Origin of the sequence: Micromonospora sp. DT47 (assembly GCF_049844475.1) — a bacterium.
Lineage (GTDB): Bacteria > Actinomycetota > Actinomycetes > Mycobacteriales > Micromonosporaceae > Micromonospora.
Window position 1 is genome coordinate 1 of record NZ_JBNCLC010000022.1, and the last position, 16,358, is coordinate 16,358.

19 protein-coding genes and 1 riboswitch are annotated in these 16,358 nt (G+C 73.5%); of the genes, 11 read left to right on the forward strand and 8 right to left on the reverse strand.

What is annotated here, in order from left to right:
* Positions 1 to 154: 154 nt before the first annotated feature.
* The 4 genes from dusB to ACLQ2U_RS25610 all read right to left on the reverse strand — a co-directional run bounded on the left by dusB (position 155) and on the right by ACLQ2U_RS25610 (position 3,956).
* Positions 155 to 1,330, reverse strand: coding sequence for a tRNA dihydrouridine synthase DusB (dusB, locus tag ACLQ2U_RS25595; protein ID WP_425753365.1), 1,176 nt, complete (start codon positions 1,328 to 1,330; stop codon positions 155 to 157).
* Between the two features lie 198 nt (positions 1,331 to 1,528).
* Entirely contained in the window at positions 1,529 to 2,908 is a 1,380-nt protein-coding gene (locus tag ACLQ2U_RS25600) for a glycine--tRNA ligase (protein WP_425753367.1), read from the reverse strand.
* A 115-nt stretch (positions 2,909 to 3,023) separates the two neighbouring features.
* On the reverse strand, positions 3,024 to 3,497 hold the full coding sequence (locus ACLQ2U_RS25605) for a hypothetical protein (protein ID WP_425753550.1): 474 nt from the start codon (positions 3,495 to 3,497) through the stop codon (positions 3,024 to 3,026).
* A 117-nt stretch (positions 3,498 to 3,614) separates the two neighbouring features.
* Complete coding sequence (locus tag ACLQ2U_RS25610) at positions 3,615 to 3,956, reverse strand: antibiotic biosynthesis monooxygenase family protein (RefSeq protein WP_425753369.1); 342 nt, start codon at positions 3,954 to 3,956, stop codon at positions 3,615 to 3,617.
* Between the two features lie 27 nt (positions 3,957 to 3,983).
* Between ACLQ2U_RS25610 and ACLQ2U_RS25615 the strand changes: the two genes are divergently transcribed.
* The 8 genes from ACLQ2U_RS25615 to ACLQ2U_RS25650 all read left to right on the forward strand — a co-directional run bounded on the left by ACLQ2U_RS25615 (position 3,984) and on the right by ACLQ2U_RS25650 (position 8,560).
* Positions 3,984 to 4,241 (forward strand): DUF6703 family protein, encoded by a 258-nt coding sequence (locus ACLQ2U_RS25615; RefSeq protein WP_425753371.1) that lies wholly within the window; start codon positions 3,984 to 3,986, stop codon positions 4,239 to 4,241.
* A 54-nt stretch (positions 4,242 to 4,295) separates the two neighbouring features.
* Positions 4,296 to 5,237 (forward strand): metal ABC transporter substrate-binding protein, encoded by a 942-nt coding sequence (locus tag ACLQ2U_RS25620; protein ID WP_425753373.1) that lies wholly within the window; start codon positions 4,296 to 4,298, stop codon positions 5,235 to 5,237.
* Positions 5,234 to 5,995, forward strand: coding sequence for a metal ABC transporter ATP-binding protein (locus ACLQ2U_RS25625; protein WP_425753375.1), 762 nt, complete (start codon positions 5,234 to 5,236; stop codon positions 5,993 to 5,995). The genes ACLQ2U_RS25620 and ACLQ2U_RS25625 overlap by 4 nt, the downstream gene beginning before the upstream one ends.
* A gap of 2 nt (positions 5,996 to 5,997) precedes the next feature.
* Positions 5,998 to 6,864, forward strand: coding sequence for a metal ABC transporter permease (locus ACLQ2U_RS25630; protein WP_425753552.1), 867 nt, complete (start codon positions 5,998 to 6,000; stop codon positions 6,862 to 6,864).
* Between the two features lie 43 nt (positions 6,865 to 6,907).
* Positions 6,908 to 7,207: an ArsR/SmtB family transcription factor gene (locus ACLQ2U_RS25635; RefSeq protein WP_425753377.1), complete on the forward strand. Its 300-nt coding sequence runs from the start codon at positions 6,908 to 6,910 to the stop codon at positions 7,205 to 7,207.
* A 67-nt stretch (positions 7,208 to 7,274) separates the two neighbouring features.
* Positions 7,275 to 7,673: a Fur family transcriptional regulator gene (locus tag ACLQ2U_RS25640; RefSeq protein WP_425753379.1), complete on the forward strand. Its 399-nt coding sequence runs from the start codon at positions 7,275 to 7,277 to the stop codon at positions 7,671 to 7,673.
* A gap of 104 nt (positions 7,674 to 7,777) precedes the next feature.
* Entirely contained in the window at positions 7,778 to 8,383 is a 606-nt protein-coding gene (locus ACLQ2U_RS25645) for a hypothetical protein (RefSeq protein ID WP_425753381.1), read from the forward strand.
* Between the two features lie 9 nt (positions 8,384 to 8,392).
* Positions 8,393 to 8,560, forward strand: coding sequence for a hypothetical protein (locus ACLQ2U_RS25650; RefSeq protein WP_425753383.1), 168 nt, complete (start codon positions 8,393 to 8,395; stop codon positions 8,558 to 8,560).
* A 123-nt stretch (positions 8,561 to 8,683) separates the two neighbouring features.
* Here the strand turns inward: ACLQ2U_RS25650 and ACLQ2U_RS25655 are convergent, their stop codons facing one another.
* The 4 genes from ACLQ2U_RS25655 to ACLQ2U_RS25670 form a co-directional block, all read right to left on the reverse strand.
* Entirely contained in the window at positions 8,684 to 10,648 is a 1,965-nt protein-coding gene (locus tag ACLQ2U_RS25655) for an acyl-CoA dehydrogenase family protein (protein WP_425753385.1), read from the reverse strand.
* Between the two features lie 120 nt (positions 10,649 to 10,768).
* Entirely contained in the window at positions 10,769 to 11,281 is a 513-nt protein-coding gene (locus ACLQ2U_RS25660; protein WP_425753387.1) for a DUF6328 family protein, read from the reverse strand.
* A 91-nt stretch (positions 11,282 to 11,372) separates the two neighbouring features.
* Positions 11,373 to 12,122, reverse strand: coding sequence for a sugar isomerase domain-containing protein (locus tag ACLQ2U_RS25665; RefSeq protein ID WP_425753389.1), 750 nt, complete (start codon positions 12,120 to 12,122; stop codon positions 11,373 to 11,375).
* A gap of 123 nt (positions 12,123 to 12,245) precedes the next feature.
* Complete coding sequence (locus ACLQ2U_RS25670; RefSeq protein WP_425753391.1) at positions 12,246 to 13,076, reverse strand: alpha/beta fold hydrolase; 831 nt, start codon at positions 13,074 to 13,076, stop codon at positions 12,246 to 12,248.
* Positions 13,077 to 13,185: 109 nt separating this feature from the next.
* Positions 13,186 to 13,291: riboswitch (TPP riboswitch) on the forward strand.
* Between the two features lie 72 nt (positions 13,292 to 13,363).
* Here ACLQ2U_RS25670 and ACLQ2U_RS25675 point away from each other — a divergent pair.
* The 3 genes from ACLQ2U_RS25675 (at position 13,364) to ACLQ2U_RS25685 (ending at position 16,324) form a co-directional block, all read left to right on the forward strand.
* Positions 13,364 to 13,948, forward strand: a complete 585-nt coding sequence (locus tag ACLQ2U_RS25675) for an ECF transporter S component (RefSeq protein ID WP_425753393.1) — start codon at positions 13,364 to 13,366, stop codon at positions 13,946 to 13,948.
* Between the two features lie 109 nt (positions 13,949 to 14,057).
* Positions 14,058 to 15,527 (forward strand): ABC transporter ATP-binding protein, encoded by a 1,470-nt coding sequence (locus ACLQ2U_RS25680; RefSeq protein ID WP_425753395.1) that lies wholly within the window; start codon positions 14,058 to 14,060, stop codon positions 15,525 to 15,527.
* A complete protein-coding gene (locus ACLQ2U_RS25685; protein WP_425753397.1) occupies positions 15,524 to 16,324 on the forward strand; it encodes an energy-coupling factor transporter transmembrane component T family protein in 801 nt (266 codons plus the stop codon). The genes ACLQ2U_RS25680 and ACLQ2U_RS25685 overlap by 4 nt, the downstream gene beginning before the upstream one ends.
* Positions 16,325 to 16,358: the final 34 nt, after the last annotated feature.

The window sequence follows — 16,358 nt, forward strand, 5'->3', positions numbered from 1 at the left end:
CCACCTACCGGATGAGCATCGACAACCTCGCCGACTGGATCGCCACCCGCGGCTACTCCACCGCCTCCTGACCCCACAACGACAAGGGCCGACCCCCCACCCAGGGGCCGGCCCTTTCGTCGTCTCTGCGCCACCGTCAGGGGCGGCCCGCGGGTCAGCCGCCGGAGTCGGCCAGCTCGGCGCCCTCCGGGACGGTGTCGTCGTCGCGGCTGGCCAGCCAGCCGTCCGGGAGGAAGACCTTCCCCGGCGAGTTGGTACGGCCGCGGGGCTGGCCCAGCGTGGCCACCGGGAACGGCTCGGTCGGGTCCAGCTTGCCGAGCAGGTCGTCGAGCTGCGCCAGGCTCTCGATCATCGCCAGCTCGCGGCGCAGTTCGCTGCCGACCGGGAAGCCCTTCAGGTACCAGGCGACGTGCTTGCGGAAGTCGGTGCAGCCGTCCCGCTCGCCGCGCGCCGGGTTCCGCGCGCCCACGGTGAACTGGTCGACCAGCAGCTCGGCGTGGCGGCGCATGGTCGTCGCGACCTCGCCGAGGATGGGCAGCCGTCGCTCGGCGTGGCCGTTGAACGCCGCCTCCAGGTCGGCGAAGAGCCACGGCCGGCCCAGGCAGCCCCGGCCGATCACCACCCCGTCCACCCCGGTGTGGGCCACCATCCGCAGGGCGTCGTCGGCCTCCCAGATGTCGCCGTTGCCGAGCACCGGCACGTCCAGGGCCTGCTTCAGGGTGGCGATCGCGTCCCAGTCGGCGGTGCCGGAGTAGCGCTGCGCGGCCGTACGCCCGTGCAGGGCGACCGCCGCCACCCCGGCGTCCTGGGCGGCGAGGCCGGCCTCGACGTACGTCAGGTGGTCGTCGTCGATGCCCTTGCGCATCTTGACGGTGACCGGCACCCCGGCGGGTGACGCGGCGTCCACCGCGGCCTTGACCAGCCGGGCGAAGAGCCGGCGCCGCCAGGGCAGGGCGGAGCCGCCGCCCTTGCGGGTGACCTTGGGTACCGGGCAACCGAAGTTGAGGTCGATGTGGTCGGCGAGGTCCTTTTCGACCACGATCCGCACCGCGGCGGCGGTGATCTCCGGGTCGGTGCCGTAGAGCTGGAGGCTGCGCGGCTTCTCCTCGTCACCGAACGCGATCATGCGCAGCGTCTTCGGGTTCCGCTCGACCAGCGCGACCGTGGTGATCATCTCGCAGACGTAGATGCCACCGCCCTGTTCCCGGCAGAGCTGCCGGAAGCCGACATTGGTGATGCCGGCCATCGGGGCGAGCACCACCGGCGGCCACACCTGGTGCGGCCCGAGGGTGAGCGGGCGGAGCGCGACGGAAGCGGCGGGACTGGTCACGTACCCAAGAATCCCACGCCGGTCGCCGCCCGCCGGGGCCCGGTGGCCGGTCGCCGCCGCGATGGTGAGCGAACTCGCACCGCGACGGCGACCGGCGTACGGGTCAGTAGGTACCGGGGTTGGACAGGATCAGCCCCCTCGACCAGGTTGGAGAGGATCTGGTTCGGCCCCCACCAGTTCAGCGAGTCGGACGGCCGGTCAGCAGCCGGGCAGGCGCTCGATCAGGTAGCGCTCGACCTGGTCCAGCGCGACCCGCTCCTGGGCCATGGTGTCCCGGTTCCGCACGGTCACCGCGTCGTCGTCGAGGGTCTCGAAGTCGACCGTCACGCAGAACGGGGTGCCGATCTCGTCCTGCCGGCGGTAGCGGCGGCCGATCGCCTGCGAGTCGTCGAACTCGACCACCCAGCGCTTGCGCAGCTGGGCGGCGAGGCCCTTGGCCTTCGGCGAGAGCGCCTCGTTGCGGGACAGCGGCAGCACCGCCACCTTCACCGGGGCCAGCCGCGGGTCGAAGCGCATCACGGTGCGCTTGTCCACGCCGCCCTTGGTGTTCGGGGCCTCGTCCTCGTCGTACGCCTCGAGCAGGAACGCCAGCACCGCGCGGGTGAGGCCGGCGGCCGGCTCGATGACGTACGGCATCCAGCGCTCCTGCTTCGTCTGGTCGAAGTAGGACAGGTCGACGCCGGAGTGCTTGCTGTGCGTGGAGAGGTCGAAGTCGGTGCGGTTGGCGATGCCCTCCAGCTCGGCGAACTCGGCGCCGCCGAACTGGAACCGGTACTCGATGTCGACGGTGCGCTTCGAGTAGTGGGAGAGCTTCTCCTTCGGGTGCTCGTAGATGCGCAGGTTGTCCACGGAGAGACCCAGGTCGAGGTACCAGTTCCAGCGCTCCTGGAGCCAGTACTCGTGCCACTGCTCGTCCGTGCCCGGCTCGACGAAGAACTCCATCTCCATCTGCTCGAACTCCCGGGTACGGAAGATGAAGTTGCCCGGCGTGATCTCGTTGCGGAACGACTTGCCGGTCTGCGCGATGCCGAACGGCGGCTTCTTGCGGGCGACCGTCTCCACGTTCTTGTAGTTGATGAAGATGCCCTGGGCGGTCTCCGGGCGCAGGTAGTGCATGCCCTCGTCGCTCTCCACCGGGCCGAGATAGGTCTTCATCAGGCCGTTGAACATCTTCGGCTCCGTGAAGGTGCCCTTGTTGCCGCAGTTCGGGCAGTTCAGCTCCTGCAGCGAGGTCAGCGGCTTGCCGTGCTTCTCGGCGTACGCCTCCTCCAGGTGGTCCGCGCGGAACCGCTTGTGGCAGGACTGGCACTCGGTCAGCGGGTCGACGAACTCGGCGATGTGGCCGGAGGCCTCCCACACCTTGCGGGCCAGGATGACCGCGGAGTCCAGGCCGACGACGTCATCGCGCTGCTGGACCATGGTCTTCCACCACTGCCGGCGGACGTTCTCCTTGAGCTCCACACCGAGCGGACCGTAGTCCCACGCCGACCGGGTGCCCCCGTAGATCTCACTGGAGGGGAAGACGAAGCCTCGGCGCTTGGCGAGGCTGACGACGGCGTCGATACGGTCGGCTGGCATGTTTCCTCCTACGCCGGCTGGCGGTCGGCGGGGACGTGATATGGACGGAACGAACAGTTCGGGACAACGGTACGACCAGCGGCACCCCCGAGCCCAGCAGAATACCGGGGACGGCTCAGGTGACCCCGCAGACCTCCATGCCGCCGGTCTGCTGGTCGGCGGCGAGGGTCACCTGCTGGACGTCCCGGCTGCCGCCGCTGAAGGTCACGTCGACCGGCACGGTCAGCGCGGTCGGATCGACCTCGCCGACCCGGTAGGCGGCGACCGCCGGCTCCTCGGCCACCCGCCGGGCGAACTCCGCCCGCGACTCGCGCCGCTGCGCGTCGTCGCAGAGCTTGTCGTACGCCTTGGCGAACTCCCGCTCGACCAGCGCGCGGTAGTAGTCGTCGGTGACCGACTTCCCCTGCTCCTCGATGGCCTGAACGTTGCTGACCACCAGCCCGATGGCGGCCGCGCCGCCCCCGCCGCAGCAGATCAGCAGGGCGAGCGCGCCCACGCCGAGCCCCAGCCAGAGACGTTTCCGGCCGCCCTCGGTCGGCGGCGCGGCGAACGGCGGGGCCACACCCGGCCCCGGCGGCGGGGCGGGCACTCCCGGGTCGCCCGACGACCCGGGCGGCGGGGTGCCGTCCCGGCCGGGCGGCGGGGGGTACGGCGGTGGGGCTGCCGGGCCGGGAGCGGTCATAGGAGCAGGGTAGTGCCCGCCGGCTCAGCGGTGTGGACGCGAGGCCCGATCACTACTGGCCACCACGACCGCACCCTCCGGGGCGGCACTGGCCAGCGTCTCGTACGCGGACGGCTCGTCGAGCGACTCGGCGAGCAGCGGCACCGCGGCGATCTTGACGTCGAAGCCGCCCAGCGCCCGCCGGTACGTGCCGACCGACTCCCACTCGGTGACCAGGCACCAGTGCCGGGGGTCGTCCAGCGCGCGGAGGAGTTCGCCGCGCAGGTAGCCGGGGCGGTCGGCGAGCGCGGCCAGGGCGGCGTGCGCCCGGCCGGCGAAGTCGTCCGCGACATCGACGTCGACCACGAACCGGTTGGTCACCAACACCGGGTTCCTCCTCGTAGAGTCTGTGGGATGCAGCGTACGCAGAGCCCCCTGCTGGCCCGGCTGGCCCGGGTGAACCCGACGACGATGTTCCTCGCCACGCTGGTGCTGGTGATGGTGGCGTTCTTCGCGCCCGGCCCGGTCGGCGGGGTGCTGCTGCTGGCGCTGGCCGCCGGGCTGGTCTTCCTGCTCGCCACCACCTGGCCGGTGCAGACGCCGCGGACCCGGGTGCTCCGGTTGGTCATGCTGACGCTGCTGATCACGGTGGCCCTGGTCAAGCTGCTCTGACATGCAATCATGCGTTTTTGACAATCATTGTCGTTGCCACGGACAGTTGATGACATGACCGCCCGATCCCTGCCCCGCGTCCTGGCCGCCGCCGCCGCCCTGCTCGCCCTCGGCGGCGCCACCGCCTGCTCCACCGGCGCCGGCGCCGACCCGGACCGGGTGGACGTGGTGGCCGCCTTCTATCCGCTGCAGTTCGTCGCCGAGCGGGTCGGCGGGGACGCGGTCACGGTCACCAACCTGGCCAAGCCGGGCGCCGAGCCGCACGACCTGGAGCTCAACCCGGGCCAGGTGGGCCAGGTCAGCGAGGCGGAGCTGGTCGTCTACCTCAAGGGCTTCCAGCCGGCGGTGGACGAGGCCGTCGACCAGAACGCCGCGAAGCGGGCCTTCGACGTGACGACGGTGCAGCCGCTGCAGGACGCCGCGCACGGCGGACACCAGCACGAGGGTGAGGCCGGTCACGCCGAGGAGGAGAGCGGCGGCAAGGACCCGCACCTCTGGCTCGACCCCACCCGGCTGGCCACCGTCGCCGACAAGCTCGCCGAGCGGCTCGGCGAGGTCGACCCGGACCGGGCCGCCGACTACACCTCCCGGGCCACGGCGCTCCGCGGCGAGCTGGAGAAGCTCGACACCGAGTACGCCGCCGGGCTGAAGACCTGCCAGCGCCGGGAGATCGTGGTCAGCCACACCGCCTTCGGCTACCTCACCGAGCGCTACCGGCTGGAGCAGGTCGGCATCACCGGTCTCACCCCGGACACCGAGCCCTCTCCGCAGCGGCTGGCCGAGGTCGCCCGGGAGGCCCGGGAGCACCAGGCCAGCACGATCTTCTTCGAGACGCTGGTCAGCCCGAAGGTCGCCGAGACCATCGCCGCCGAGGTCGGCGCAAAGACCGCGGTGCTCGACCCGATCGAAGGGCTCTCCGGCGACCGGGGCGGGGACTACCTTTCGGTGATGCGCGCCAACCTGGCCACCCTGCGGACCGCGCTGGGGTGCTCGTGACCACGCCGGTGATCCACGTCCACCACGCGGCGGCCGGCTACGACGGCCGGCCCGTGCTGCGGGACGTCTCGCTGACCGTCACCGCCGGCGAGGTGGTCGCCGTCCTGGGCGCCAACGGCTCCGGCAAGTCCACCCTGATCCGCGCCGTGCTCGGGCTGGTCCCGCTGACCGCCGGCTCGGTGGAGCTGTTCGGCACCCCGCTGCGCCGGTTCCGGCTGTGGCGGCGGATCGGGTACGTCCCGCAGCGGCTCGGCGCCAGCGGCGGCGTACCTGCCACCGTGCGCGAGGTGGTCGCCTCCGGGCGGCTGGCCCGCCGGGGCGTGCTGCGCCCGTCCGGTCGCGCCGACCGGGCCGCGGTCGACGCGGCGCTGCGCGCGGTCGGGCTCGCCGACCGGGCCGGCGACCCGGTGGCCACCCTCTCCGGCGGCCAGCAGCAGCGCACCCTCATCGCCCGGGCACTGGCTGGCGAGCCGGAGCTGCTGGTGCTCGACGAGCCGACCGCCGGGGTCGACGCGGCCAGCCAGGAGGCGTTCGCCGGGGCGCTGCACGACTTCGTCGGCGGCGGCGGGACGGTGCTGCTGGTCGCCCACGAGCTGGGCCCGCTGCGCCCGCTGATCAGCCGGGCGGTCGTCGTGCACCAGGGCGGCGTCTGCCACGACGGCGCCGTGCCGGAACCGGCCGGCCACCACGCCGAGCCCGACCACGACCACGTGCACCCGCACGGTCCCGAGGAGCCCGCCGGGCTGTGGAGCAGCTGAGCATGGACCTCTTCCAGTACGACTTCATGTGGCGGGCGCTGCTCGGCGCCCTGGTGATCGGGCTGGCCGCCCCGGCGCTCGGGATCTACCTGGTGCAGCGGCGGCTGGCGCTGATCGGCGACGGCATCGGGCACGTGGCGCTGACCGGCGTCGGCGCCGGCCTGCTGCTCAACCGCTCCCCGGTGCTGGTGGCGGTGGTCGCGGCGACCCTCGGCGCGATCACCATCGAGCTGGTCCGGGCCCGCGGCCGTACCTCCGGCGACCTAGCGCTGGCGCTGCTCTTCTACGGCGGCATCGCCGGCGGCGTGATGCTGGTCGGCCTCTCCGACGCCAGCAGCGCCAACCTCAACGCGTACCTCTTCGGGTCGCTGACCACCACCTCGGCCGCCGACCTGACCACCATCGCGGTGCTCGGCGCGACCATCGGGGTGATCATGCTGGCGCTGCGCCCGGCACTCTTCGCGGTCTGCCACGACGAGGAGTACGCCCGGGTCTCCGGGTTGCCGGTCCGGGCGTTGAACCTGCTGCTGGCGGTCACCACCGCGGTGACCGTGACCATCGCCATGCGGGCCGTCGGCGTACTGCTGATCAGCGCCCTGATGGTGGTGCCGGTGGCCACCGCGCAGCAGGTCACCCGAGGGTTCCGCAGCACCATGACGGCGGCCATGGCGCTCGGCCTCTTCGCCGCGGGGGCCGGGGTCTGGGTGGCGGCCAGCGCGGACACCGCCCCGGGCGCCTCGGTGGTGCTGCTGGCGATCGCCTCGTTCCTGGTCGTCGCGGTCGGCGCGGCCGCCTGGCGGGTGCTGCGCCGCCGCGCCACCCCGACCACCACGACCGACCACGAACCACACGAGGTCGTGCTCCGGTGACGCGGGGACACGGCGTGTCGGTGGTATTGGTTACCGTTGCAGGGTGACCGGCAGGAATGGCTATGACGCCTTCGAGGGGGCGGGTGACCTGCTGCGCGCCCTCTCGGCTCCGATCCGGCTGGCGATCGTGAGCGAGCTGGCGCAGGGTGAGAGGTGCGTGCACGAGCTGGTCGAGAAGCTCGGCGCCGCGCAACCGCTGGTCTCCCAGCACCTGCGGGTGCTGCGCGGTGCCGGGGTGGTGCGTGGCTCCCGGCGCGGCCGTGAGATCGCGTACGCGCTGGTCGACGAGCATGTCGCGCACATCGTGGCGGACGCGGTCAGCCACGCCGGGGAGGGATCATGAGCGAGCGGATCGTCGGGCACAGCGCGCTGGAGCCCCACGGCGTCGCCGATCCGAGGGAGGCGGCGGCATGACCGAGAGCAGCGCCGCGCTGCGCAACACCCGGCAGCGGTCCGCGGTGAGCGCGCTGCTCGCCGAGGTCGAGGGTTTCCACAGCGCGCAGGACCTGCACGCCATGCTGCGCGCCCGGGGTGAACGGGTCGGGCTGACCACCGTCTACCGGACGCTGCAGGGCCTCGCCGACGCCGGCGACATCGACGTGATGCGCCCGCCCGGCGGCGAGCACCTCTACCGCCGGTGCAGCGAGGGCCACCACCACCACCTGGTCTGCCGGTCCTGCGGGCGCACCGTCGAGGTGGCCGGGCCGACCGTGGAGACCTGGGCCGAGCGGGTGGCGGCGCAGCACGGCTTCTCCGACGTCAGCCACACCCTGGAGATCTTCGGCAGCTGCCCGGAGTGCGCCGGCTGACGGCCCGCGCGGCCGTGCCGGGCGGGCGGTGACGCGCGGCGGTGCCGGGCGGGCGGTGACGCGTGGGGGTGCCGGGCGGCCGCCACCGTGGCACGCTGTCCGGCGTGAAGATCTACGCTGACCGTTTTCCGGTCGCCCTCCGTCAGCTCCTCACCGACCTGCTGGTCGCCGTCTGGGTGTACGCGGCGATCCGCTTCGCCCTCTGGCTGCACGACCTGGTGCAGAAGCTCGCCGTACCCGGACAGAAGCTGGAGGGGGCCGGCGGGGGCCTCGCCGACAACCTGGCCGACGCCGGCGGCAAGATCGGCCGCGTGCCGCTGGTCGGCGACGAGCTGACCACCCCGTTCAACAAGGCCGCCGACGCCGCCCGCGCGATGGCCGAGGCGGGCCGGGACCAGCAGGAACTGGTCGGCCAGCTCGCCCTGGCGCTCAGCATCGCCGTGCTGGTCTTCCCGCTCGGCCTGGTGCTCGTCGGCTGGCTGCCGCTGCGCCTGCGCTGGATGCGCCGGGCCGCGTCGGCGAAGGCACTGGCCGTCGCCCCGGCCGGGCGGGACCTGCTGGCCCTGCGGGCGCTGGCCGGTCAGCCGCTGCGCAAGCTGACGAAGATCGATCCGGACGTGGCCGAGGCGTGGCGCCGCGGCGACGACGCCACCGTCGACGCGCTCGCCGCGCTGGAGCTGCGCCGCCTCGGCCTGCGGGGCGGCCGCTAGGCTGTGCCGGTGCTCTGGTTCCTGATCGTCATCGCGGTGCTGCTGCTCGGCTACGCCGCCGCCCTCGTGAGCTTCGTCCGCCGGGGGCGCAAGATCCCGCCGGCGGCGTACCTGGTGCTCGCGGCCCTCAACGGGCTGATCCTGGCCGGGGTGCTGGCCTGGGCGATCGCCCGCTGACCGCGCACGGCGGCCGGTCAGCCGGCGCGCCGCGCGCGCGGGGCGTACGCCGGATGCGGCATGGCGCGGTGTCCGGGCTGCCGGAGACCGCGACATGCCGCACGTCGTGGCGGGCGGCGGACGTCAGCCCCGCGGCGGGATGCGGCGGCGGACGTCCGGCGTGGTGGACGGGCCGGGCGACCAGCGCGCGACCCACGGCGCGTCGGCCGGCGGCGTCAGCACACCCTCCTCCAGGCCGGCGTACCGGCCGGCGAGGATCCGCTTCGCGGCGGCCACGTCGACCGAGTCGGTGTTGTCCCACAGGGCGGTGAAGAGCTGCTCCACTCGGATCCGCGCCTGCCGGCAGAACAGGTCGGCCAGCTCGATGTTCTCCGGGCGGGTGTCCTTCTCCGCGTACGCCCGGAGGCAGACCGCGGACATCGCGAACAGCTCCGCGCCGATGTCCACCACCCGGCCGAGGAACGCCTGCTTGCGCTCCATCTTCCCCTGCCAGCGGGACATCGCGTAGAAGGTCGACCGGGCCAGCTTGCGCGAGGAGCGCTCCACCTGCCGCAGGTGGCCGGCGAGCGGGCCGAACTCGGCGTACGCCCCGGGGCGCTGCCCCTTGCCGACCGCCAGGGTCGGCAGCCATTTCGCGTAGAAGGCACCGGCCCGGGCCCCCGCCTTCGCCTTGCGGCCGAGCCCGGCGTCCGGGTCGATGATGTCGCCGGCCACCGAGAGGTGCGCGTCCACCGCCTCCCGGGCGATGAGCAGGTGCATGATCTCGGTGGATCCCTCGAAGATCCGGTTGATCCGCAGGTCCCGCATGATCTGCTCGACCGCGGCGGGGCGCTCGCCCCGGGCGGCCAGCGAGTCTGCCGTCTCGTAGCCGCGCCCGCCCCGGATCTGGATCAACTCGTCGGCGATCTTCCAGGCCATCTCGCTGGCGTAGAGCTTGACCAGGGCCGCCTCGATCCGGATGTCGTTACGGTCGTCATCGGCGAGCAGGCAGCAGAGGTCGAGCATGGTCTCCATGCCGTACGTGGTGGCGGCGATGAAGGCCAGCTTCTGGGCGACCGCCTCGTGCTCGCCCACCGGCCGGCCCCACTGCACCCGGTCGGCGGCCCACTCCCGGGCCACGTTCAGCGACCACTTGCCGGCGCCGACGCACATCGCCGGCAGCGACAGCCGGCCGGTGTTCAACGTGGTCAGCGCGATCTTCAGGCCCTTGCCCTCGCCGCCGATCACGTTCTCCTTCGGCACGAAGACGTCGTGGAAGCGGGTGAGGCTGTTCTCCAGGCCGCGCAGGCCGACGAAGGCGTTGCGCCGCTCGACCGTGATGCCCTCGCTGTCGCCGTCCACCACGAACGCGGTGATGCCGCCGCGCCGGCCGTCGGCGGCCGGCACCCGGGCCATCACCACCAGCAGCGTGGCGACGGTGCCGTTGGTGGCCCAGAGCTTGACCCCGTTGAGCCGGTAGCCGGCGCCGTCGGCGGTCGGCTCCGCGGTGGTGGCCAGCCGGGCCGGGTCGGAGCCAACGTCCGGCTCGGTGAGCAGGAACGCGGAGACCTCGCCGGCGGCCAGCCGGGGCAGGAAGCGCTGCTTCTGCTCGTCGGTGCCGAACATCTTCAGCGGCTGCGGCACGCCGATGGACTGGTGGGCGGAGAGCAGCGCGCCGATCGCCGGGCTGACCGAGCCGACCAGCATCAGCGCCCGGCAGTAGTGCAGGTTGCTCAGCCCGAGGCCGCCGTACTTCCGGTCGATCTTCATGCCGAAGGCGCCCAGCCGGGCCAGCCCGTGGAACACCTCGTCCGGGATGGACGCGTCCCGCTCGATCGCTGCGCCGTCCACCTCGGAGCGCAGGTACGCCCCCAACTCGGCGAGGAACGTCTCGGCCCGCTCGACGTCCGCCGGGTCGGACCGCGGCCATGGGTTGATCAGATCCAGCCGGAACCGGCCGAGGAAGAGCTCCTTGCCGAAGCTGGGCCGGTCCCAGGCCGCTTCCCGGGCAGCCTCGGCGACCTGACGGGCTTCCTTCTCGGAGACCTGACCCGCCTCGGCCGGCAGCGGCCCGGCGCCGTCCTGGGTGCTGTTCTGCGTCGTGGTCACGGCTGCCCCCTCGAACCTCGGTCCGGCTGCGTCGACGTGCGCGACAAGGAAAACGCTACCCCCGGTTGTTACCCAGGGGTAGCGTTGTCGCACGTCCGATTTTCCGCCGGTCAGGACGGGTCAGTCACCGCTCAGCACCTGCGGCTCGTCATCGTCATCGTCATCGTCGTCGTCGTCGATGTCGCCCCAGCTGCGCCGGGCGAACGGCAGGATCATCCAGAAGGTCAGGAACCAGAGCGCCGTGACCGCGCTGAGCGCGAAGGCGATCGGCCGGCTCAGCACGAAGTCGGTGATCAGCAGCACCGCGCTGACCATGGAGACCAGCATGAAGGCGAGGCCGCCAGTGGCCATCCGGTGCGCGAAGCGGACCAGCTCCGGCTTGCGGCCCTGGCGGAACAGCGCCCGGTGGAAGGCGACCGGCGAGATGATCATCGCGGTGGCGGCGGCCGCCGACAGCAGCGCGACGATGTAGACGTCCTTCTGGAAGTCCGTGGTCCGGGTGAACCCGTTGCTGAACGGCAGGGTCAGCAGGAAGGCGAAGAGGATCTGCACTCCGGTCTGCGCGACCCGCAGCTCCTGCAACAGGTCGGCGAAGTTGCGCTGCCAGCGCTGCTTCTCGGATTCCTTGGACAATGCGCTACCTCCGGATGAGACGGTACTGCCGGCGGGGCTCAGCCCGCCGGCAGCAACGCCATTGCCCGATTAGGACGCGCGCGAAACCGGATCATGATCCTCGACGGATCCGGCCGGCGTACCGGGCCTCCAGCGCGGCGTTGTGCTCGTCGCCGCCGGCGATGTTGGCCGACAGGTAGACCGGGGGCCGCTCCCCCGCCGCGATCAGCCGGGCCACCGTCTCGGCCACGATCTGCTGGGCCAGCAGGGCCGCGGTGATCGAGGAGACCGCGCCGACCGCGCCGCCACCCGGCAGCGGCAGGGTCGCGTCGCCGTACGGGGCGCCGTTGTCCAGCACCACGTCGGCGAAGTCGGCGAGCTTGCGCCCGGACGGGTGGCGCGAGGTCATCCGGCCCGAGTGCTCGGCCGAGGTGATCGCGATGAGCCGGTGCCCGCGCTCCTTCACCACCGAGGCGAACTCCACCATCGCGCCGTTGACACCGGAGTTGGAGGCGAGCACGAAGATGTCCGGCGGGCTGACCGGCGCCAACTCGTAGAGCCGGTGCGCCACCGCGGGGTCGCGTTCCAGGTGCGGCCCGAGCACGCTCGCCGGCGCCCCGCCGAGCAGTACCAGGTCGCGCAGCGCGATCCGGTTGGTCGGCACCAGCCCACCGGCCCGGCCGGCGATCTCCATGGCCAGCGCCTCGGAGTGGCCGGTGCCGAAGGCGTGGATCACCCCGTCGGCCCGCAGCGCCTCGGCGAGCAGGTCGGCCGCCCGACCCACCGCCTCGCGCTGGCCGGCCGCCACCCGGTCGATCGCCGCGGTCACCACGGCCAGGTAGTCCTCGGCGCTCACCGTCATGCTTCCTCCGTCCGTCGTCGGTCTGCTGATCGTCACCGCCCGGTGCCGCACCCCCGCCGGGAGCGCCGGGCCGCTCCCGGCCGGGCCGCACCGCGGACCGGTGCCGGGCGGTCCGCGGCCGGCTCAGGCCAGGCCGCGGACCCGGTCCAGGATCGCCTCGGCCAGCGGAGCCGGCGCCTCGTCGGGGATCCAGTGGGTCACCCCGGACAGCTCCACGAAGCGGTAATCGCCGGTCACCTGCGCCGCGCACGCCTCGGCGGCCGTCCGGCCGATGGCCACGTCCTTGTCGCTCCAGACGTACGTGGTCGGCACATCGACCGGCCCGGTGGCGGCCAGGTCGGTGCGGGACATTGCCCGGTACCAGTTCAACGCGGCGGTCAGCGCGCCCGGCTCGCGCATCGGCTCGGCGTACCTGGCGACCCGCTCGGCGTCCCCGACGCCGCCGAGCATCCTGCGCAGCGCGGCGGCGTTGAGCGCCAGCAGCACCTTCTCCGCCTTGCCCGGCTTGCGGAACAGCAGGATGTACGACGAGCGCGCCTTCTGCTGCGGATCGGTGGAAAGTGCGTGCGCCATGGCGCCCGGGTGCGGCACCGAGACGGCGGTCAGCGTCCGGACCCGCTCCCGGTGCCGGGCGGCCAGGTGCCAGGCGACCAGCGAACCCCAGTCGTGCCCGACGACGTGCGCGGCGTCGACCCCGAGCGCGTCGAGCACGGCGACCGCGTCGGCGACGCACTCGGCCATCCGGTAGTCCTCGACGGCGGCCGGCCGGGCGCCCGGCGAGTAGCCGCGCTGGTCCAGCGCGTACGTGCGCAGGCCGGCGGCGTGCAGTGCCGGCACCACCTCGTCCCACTCCCCGCCGTGCTGGGGGAAGCCGTGCAGCAGGAGGACGGGGTCGCCGCCCTCCGGGCCGCCGGTGCGTACCTCGAACGTCAGCCCTCGCGCTTCGACCCGCATGATCGGCAGCCTACCCAGCCCGCCGCCGGGTCACCGTGCGCCGCCGGGTCGGCCGCCGAGCGGCTGGGCCGTGGCCCCAGGTCAGTGCTAGCGTCTGCCGAGACAACTTCACATCCGACAGGGGAGCGCACAGCGCTGAGAGTGCGGGCACCGCCCGCAGACCCTCGAACCTGATCTGGGTAATGCCAGCGCAGGGAGTTCGGTCGACCTCCAGCCGCGCCGCCGTCCGGTGTACCGGGCGCGGCGTGCGTCTTCTCCTGGTTCCTTCACCTGAACTGGGAGCAATCATGCGGGACAACACCACCAGCCGGTGGCGCACCATCGACATCGTCATCGCCTCGGTGCTCGGGGTGGCCTTCGGCGTCATCTTCTGGGCCTGGGGCCTGCTGTGGAACGGGCCGGCGGACGCGATCCCGCTGCCCGGCCGGGCGGTTCTCTACGGCGTGTGGCTCGTGCCGGCGGTGCTGGGCGCGCTGATCATCCGCAAGCCCGGCGCCGCGTTCTTCACCCTCACCTTCGCCGCGCTGGTGTCGGTGGCGCTCGGCAGCAGCTGGGGCTGGACGCTGGTCGTGCAGGGCCCGCTGGAGGCGGCCGCCGCCGAGCTGGCCTTCGCGCTGTTCGCGTACCGCAACTACCGGCTGCCCGTCGCGCTGCTGGCGGGCACGCTCGCCGGACTCGCCGCCGCGATCTATGACGTCTTCGTCTGGTACCCGGGCACCGCGTGGGGCAGCTTCCGCCTCCCGTACATCCTGATCACGGCGGCCAGCTCGCTGGTGGTGGCGGGTCTGGGCAGCGTCGCGCTCACCCGCGCGCTGGCCGGCACCGGCGTCCTCGACCGCTTCCCCGCCGGCCGCGAACGCGCCGCCGTCTGACCGGCCACCGGTAATCCACGTCGGTCATGGGGTTGCCGGCGAGGTCGATCGCGGGAACCACCGTCGACCTCATGATCGACCGGGCAGGCTGGGCAGGGAGGGGGCACGGGTGAGCGCGGTCGAGATGCGCGGGTTCGGGTGGCGGCACGCCGGGCGGAAGGCCTGGGCGGTACGTGGTGTCGACCTGCGCGTCGAGGCCGGGGAGCGGGTGCTGCTGCTCGGGCCCTCCGGGGCGGGCAAGAGCACCCTGCTGGCGGCGCTGGCCGGGCTGCTGCCCGACGACTCCGGCGAGCAGGAGGGGACCGTCGAGATCGACGGTCTCGACCCGCGCAAGGGCCGGGAACGGGTCGGCATCGTCTTCCAGGACCCGGAGACCCAGCTGGTGATGGCCCGGTGCGGCGACGACGTCGCGTTCGGGCTGGAGAACCGCGGGGTGCCGGCCGGCGAGATCTGGCCGCGGGTGGACGAGGCGCTGCGCCGGGTCGGCTTCCCGTACCACCGGGACCGGCCGACGGCGGCGCTCTCCGGCGGCGAGCAGCAGCGCCTCGCCCTGGCCGGGGCGCTCGCCCTGCGCCCGGGGCTGCTGCTGCTCGACGAGCCGACGGCGAACCTCGACCCGGCCGGCGCCGCGCTGGTCCGGCAGGCGGTGGCCGCCGCCCTGGACGCCGACACCACCCTGATCCTGGTCGAGCACCGGGTCGCCGACGCGCTGCCGCTGGTCGACCGGGTGGTGGTGCTGGAGCCGGGCGGCGGGGTCCGGGCTGACGGACCGCCCGGCGCGGTCTTCGCCGCGTACGGCGACGCGCTCGCCGCCGAGGGCGTCTGGGTGCCCGGCCGTATCGCGCCGCCCCGGCGGGCCACCGCGCCCGCCGGGGAGCTGCTGCTCACCGCCGACCGGCTCGGCCTGCCACCCCGGCTGGCCGTCACCGATCTCCGGGTACGCGCCGGCGAGGCGCTCGCCGTGCTCGGGCCGAACGGCGCCGGCAAGTCCACCCTCGCGCTGCTGCTCGGCGGGCTGCTCCGGCCGGGCGCCGGCACGGTCACCGCGACGGCGGAGCTAGCCGGGGCCGACGCCCGTACTCCCCCGCACCGCTGGCGGGCACCCGCACTGGCCCGGCGGATCGGCTCGGTCTTCCAGGATCCGGAGCACCAGTTCGTCACCGGCACGGTCTTCGACGAGCTGGCGCTCGGCCCGCGCCGGACCGGTCGACCCGAGGCGACCATCGCGTCCACCGTGGACGGACTGCTGGAGCGGCTGCGGCTGACGAAGCTGGCGGCGGCCAACCCCTACACCCTCTCCGGCGGCGAGGCGCGGCGGCTGAGCGTGGCGACCGCCCTGGCCACCGCGCCCCGCCTGCTGATCTGCGACGAGCCCACCTTCGGCCAGGACCGGCGGACCTGGCTGGAGCTGGTGGACCTCTTCGCCGAGCTGCGCGACGCCGGCCACGGCGTCGTCACGGTCACCCACGACCCGGACTTCGTCGCCGCCCTCGCCGACCGCAAGGTCACCCTGGAACGCCCGGCCGACCCGGCGGCCCTGGAGCGCCCGGCGGACCCTGCGGCCCTGGACCGCCCGTGATCAGCGTCGAGCCGGTCGCCGCGCCCGGCGCGCCGCTGGCCCGGCGCAACCCGGTGGCGAAGCTCGCCGCGGCGCTGGTCTTCTCGTTCGCGCTGATCGCCACTGTGGATCCGGTCGCACCGGCGATCGCCATCGCCATCGAACTGGCCGCGCTGCCGCTGTTCGGGATCCGCTACCGGGTGCTGGCCCGACGGGCCTGGCCGCTGCTGGCCAGCGCGGCCGGCATCCTGATCACGCTGGTGCTCTTCGCCGCCGACCGCTCGGGCCGGGTGCTGGCCGAGGCCGGGCCGGTGGTGGTCACCTCCGGGGTGCTGCTGACCGCGCTCGGTCTGGTGCTGCGGATGCTCGCCGTGGCGCTGCCCGGTGTGATCGTCTTCGCCACCACCGACCCGACCGACCTGGCCGACGCGCTGATCCAGAACGCGAAGGCCCCGGCCCGGTTCGCCATCGGCGCGCTGGCCGCGTTCCGGCTGGTGCCGCTGCTCGGCCAGGAGTGGCAGATGATCAGCATGGCCCGCCGGGCCCGGGGCGTGGATTCGGGCGGCAACCCGGCGGCCAAGCTGCGGCTCTTCGTCTCGACCGCGTTCGCGCTGCTGGTCGGGGCGATCCGCCGGGGCACCCGACTGGCGGTGGCGATGGACGCCCGCGGCTTCGACGCCGGCACCCCGCGTACGGTCGCCCGCCGGCAGCACTTCACCACGGCGGACGGGCTGCTGATCGCCGGGGCGGCGGTGCTGGCCGGCGGCGCGCTCGCGGCCAGCATCGTGCTCGGCACCTTCCGTCCCCTGCTCGGCTGACCGCCGACCAGCAGCGGCGGACAGGCTGGCCGGC

What these genes read in the sequence shown, in the direction of transcription:
- ACLQ2U_RS25600 (WP_425753367.1), bottom strand. Translation starts at nt 2,908, where the DNA reads ATGCCAGCCGACCGTATCGACGCCGTCGTCAGCCTCGCCAAGCGCCGA.
- ACLQ2U_RS25615 (WP_425753371.1), top strand. Translation starts at nt 3,984, where the DNA reads ATGCAGCGTACGCAGAGCCCCCTGCTGGCCCGGCTGGCCCGGGTGAAC.
- ACLQ2U_RS25620 (WP_425753373.1), top strand. Translation starts at nt 4,296, where the DNA reads ATGACCGCCCGATCCCTGCCCCGCGTCCTGGCCGCCGCCGCCGCCCTG.
- ACLQ2U_RS25630 (WP_425753552.1), top strand. Translation starts at nt 5,998, where the DNA reads ATGGACCTCTTCCAGTACGACTTCATGTGGCGGGCGCTGCTCGGCGCC.
- ACLQ2U_RS25640 (WP_425753379.1), top strand. Translation starts at nt 7,275, where the DNA reads ATGACCGAGAGCAGCGCCGCGCTGCGCAACACCCGGCAGCGGTCCGCG.
- ACLQ2U_RS25665 (WP_425753389.1), bottom strand. Translation starts at nt 12,122, where the DNA reads ATGACGGTGAGCGCCGAGGACTACCTGGCCGTGGTGACCGCGGCGATC.
- ACLQ2U_RS25670 (WP_425753391.1), bottom strand. Translation starts at nt 13,076, where the DNA reads ATGCGGGTCGAAGCGCGAGGGCTGACGTTCGAGGTACGCACCGGCGGC.
- ACLQ2U_RS25675 (WP_425753393.1), top strand. Translation starts at nt 13,364, where the DNA reads ATGCGGGACAACACCACCAGCCGGTGGCGCACCATCGACATCGTCATC.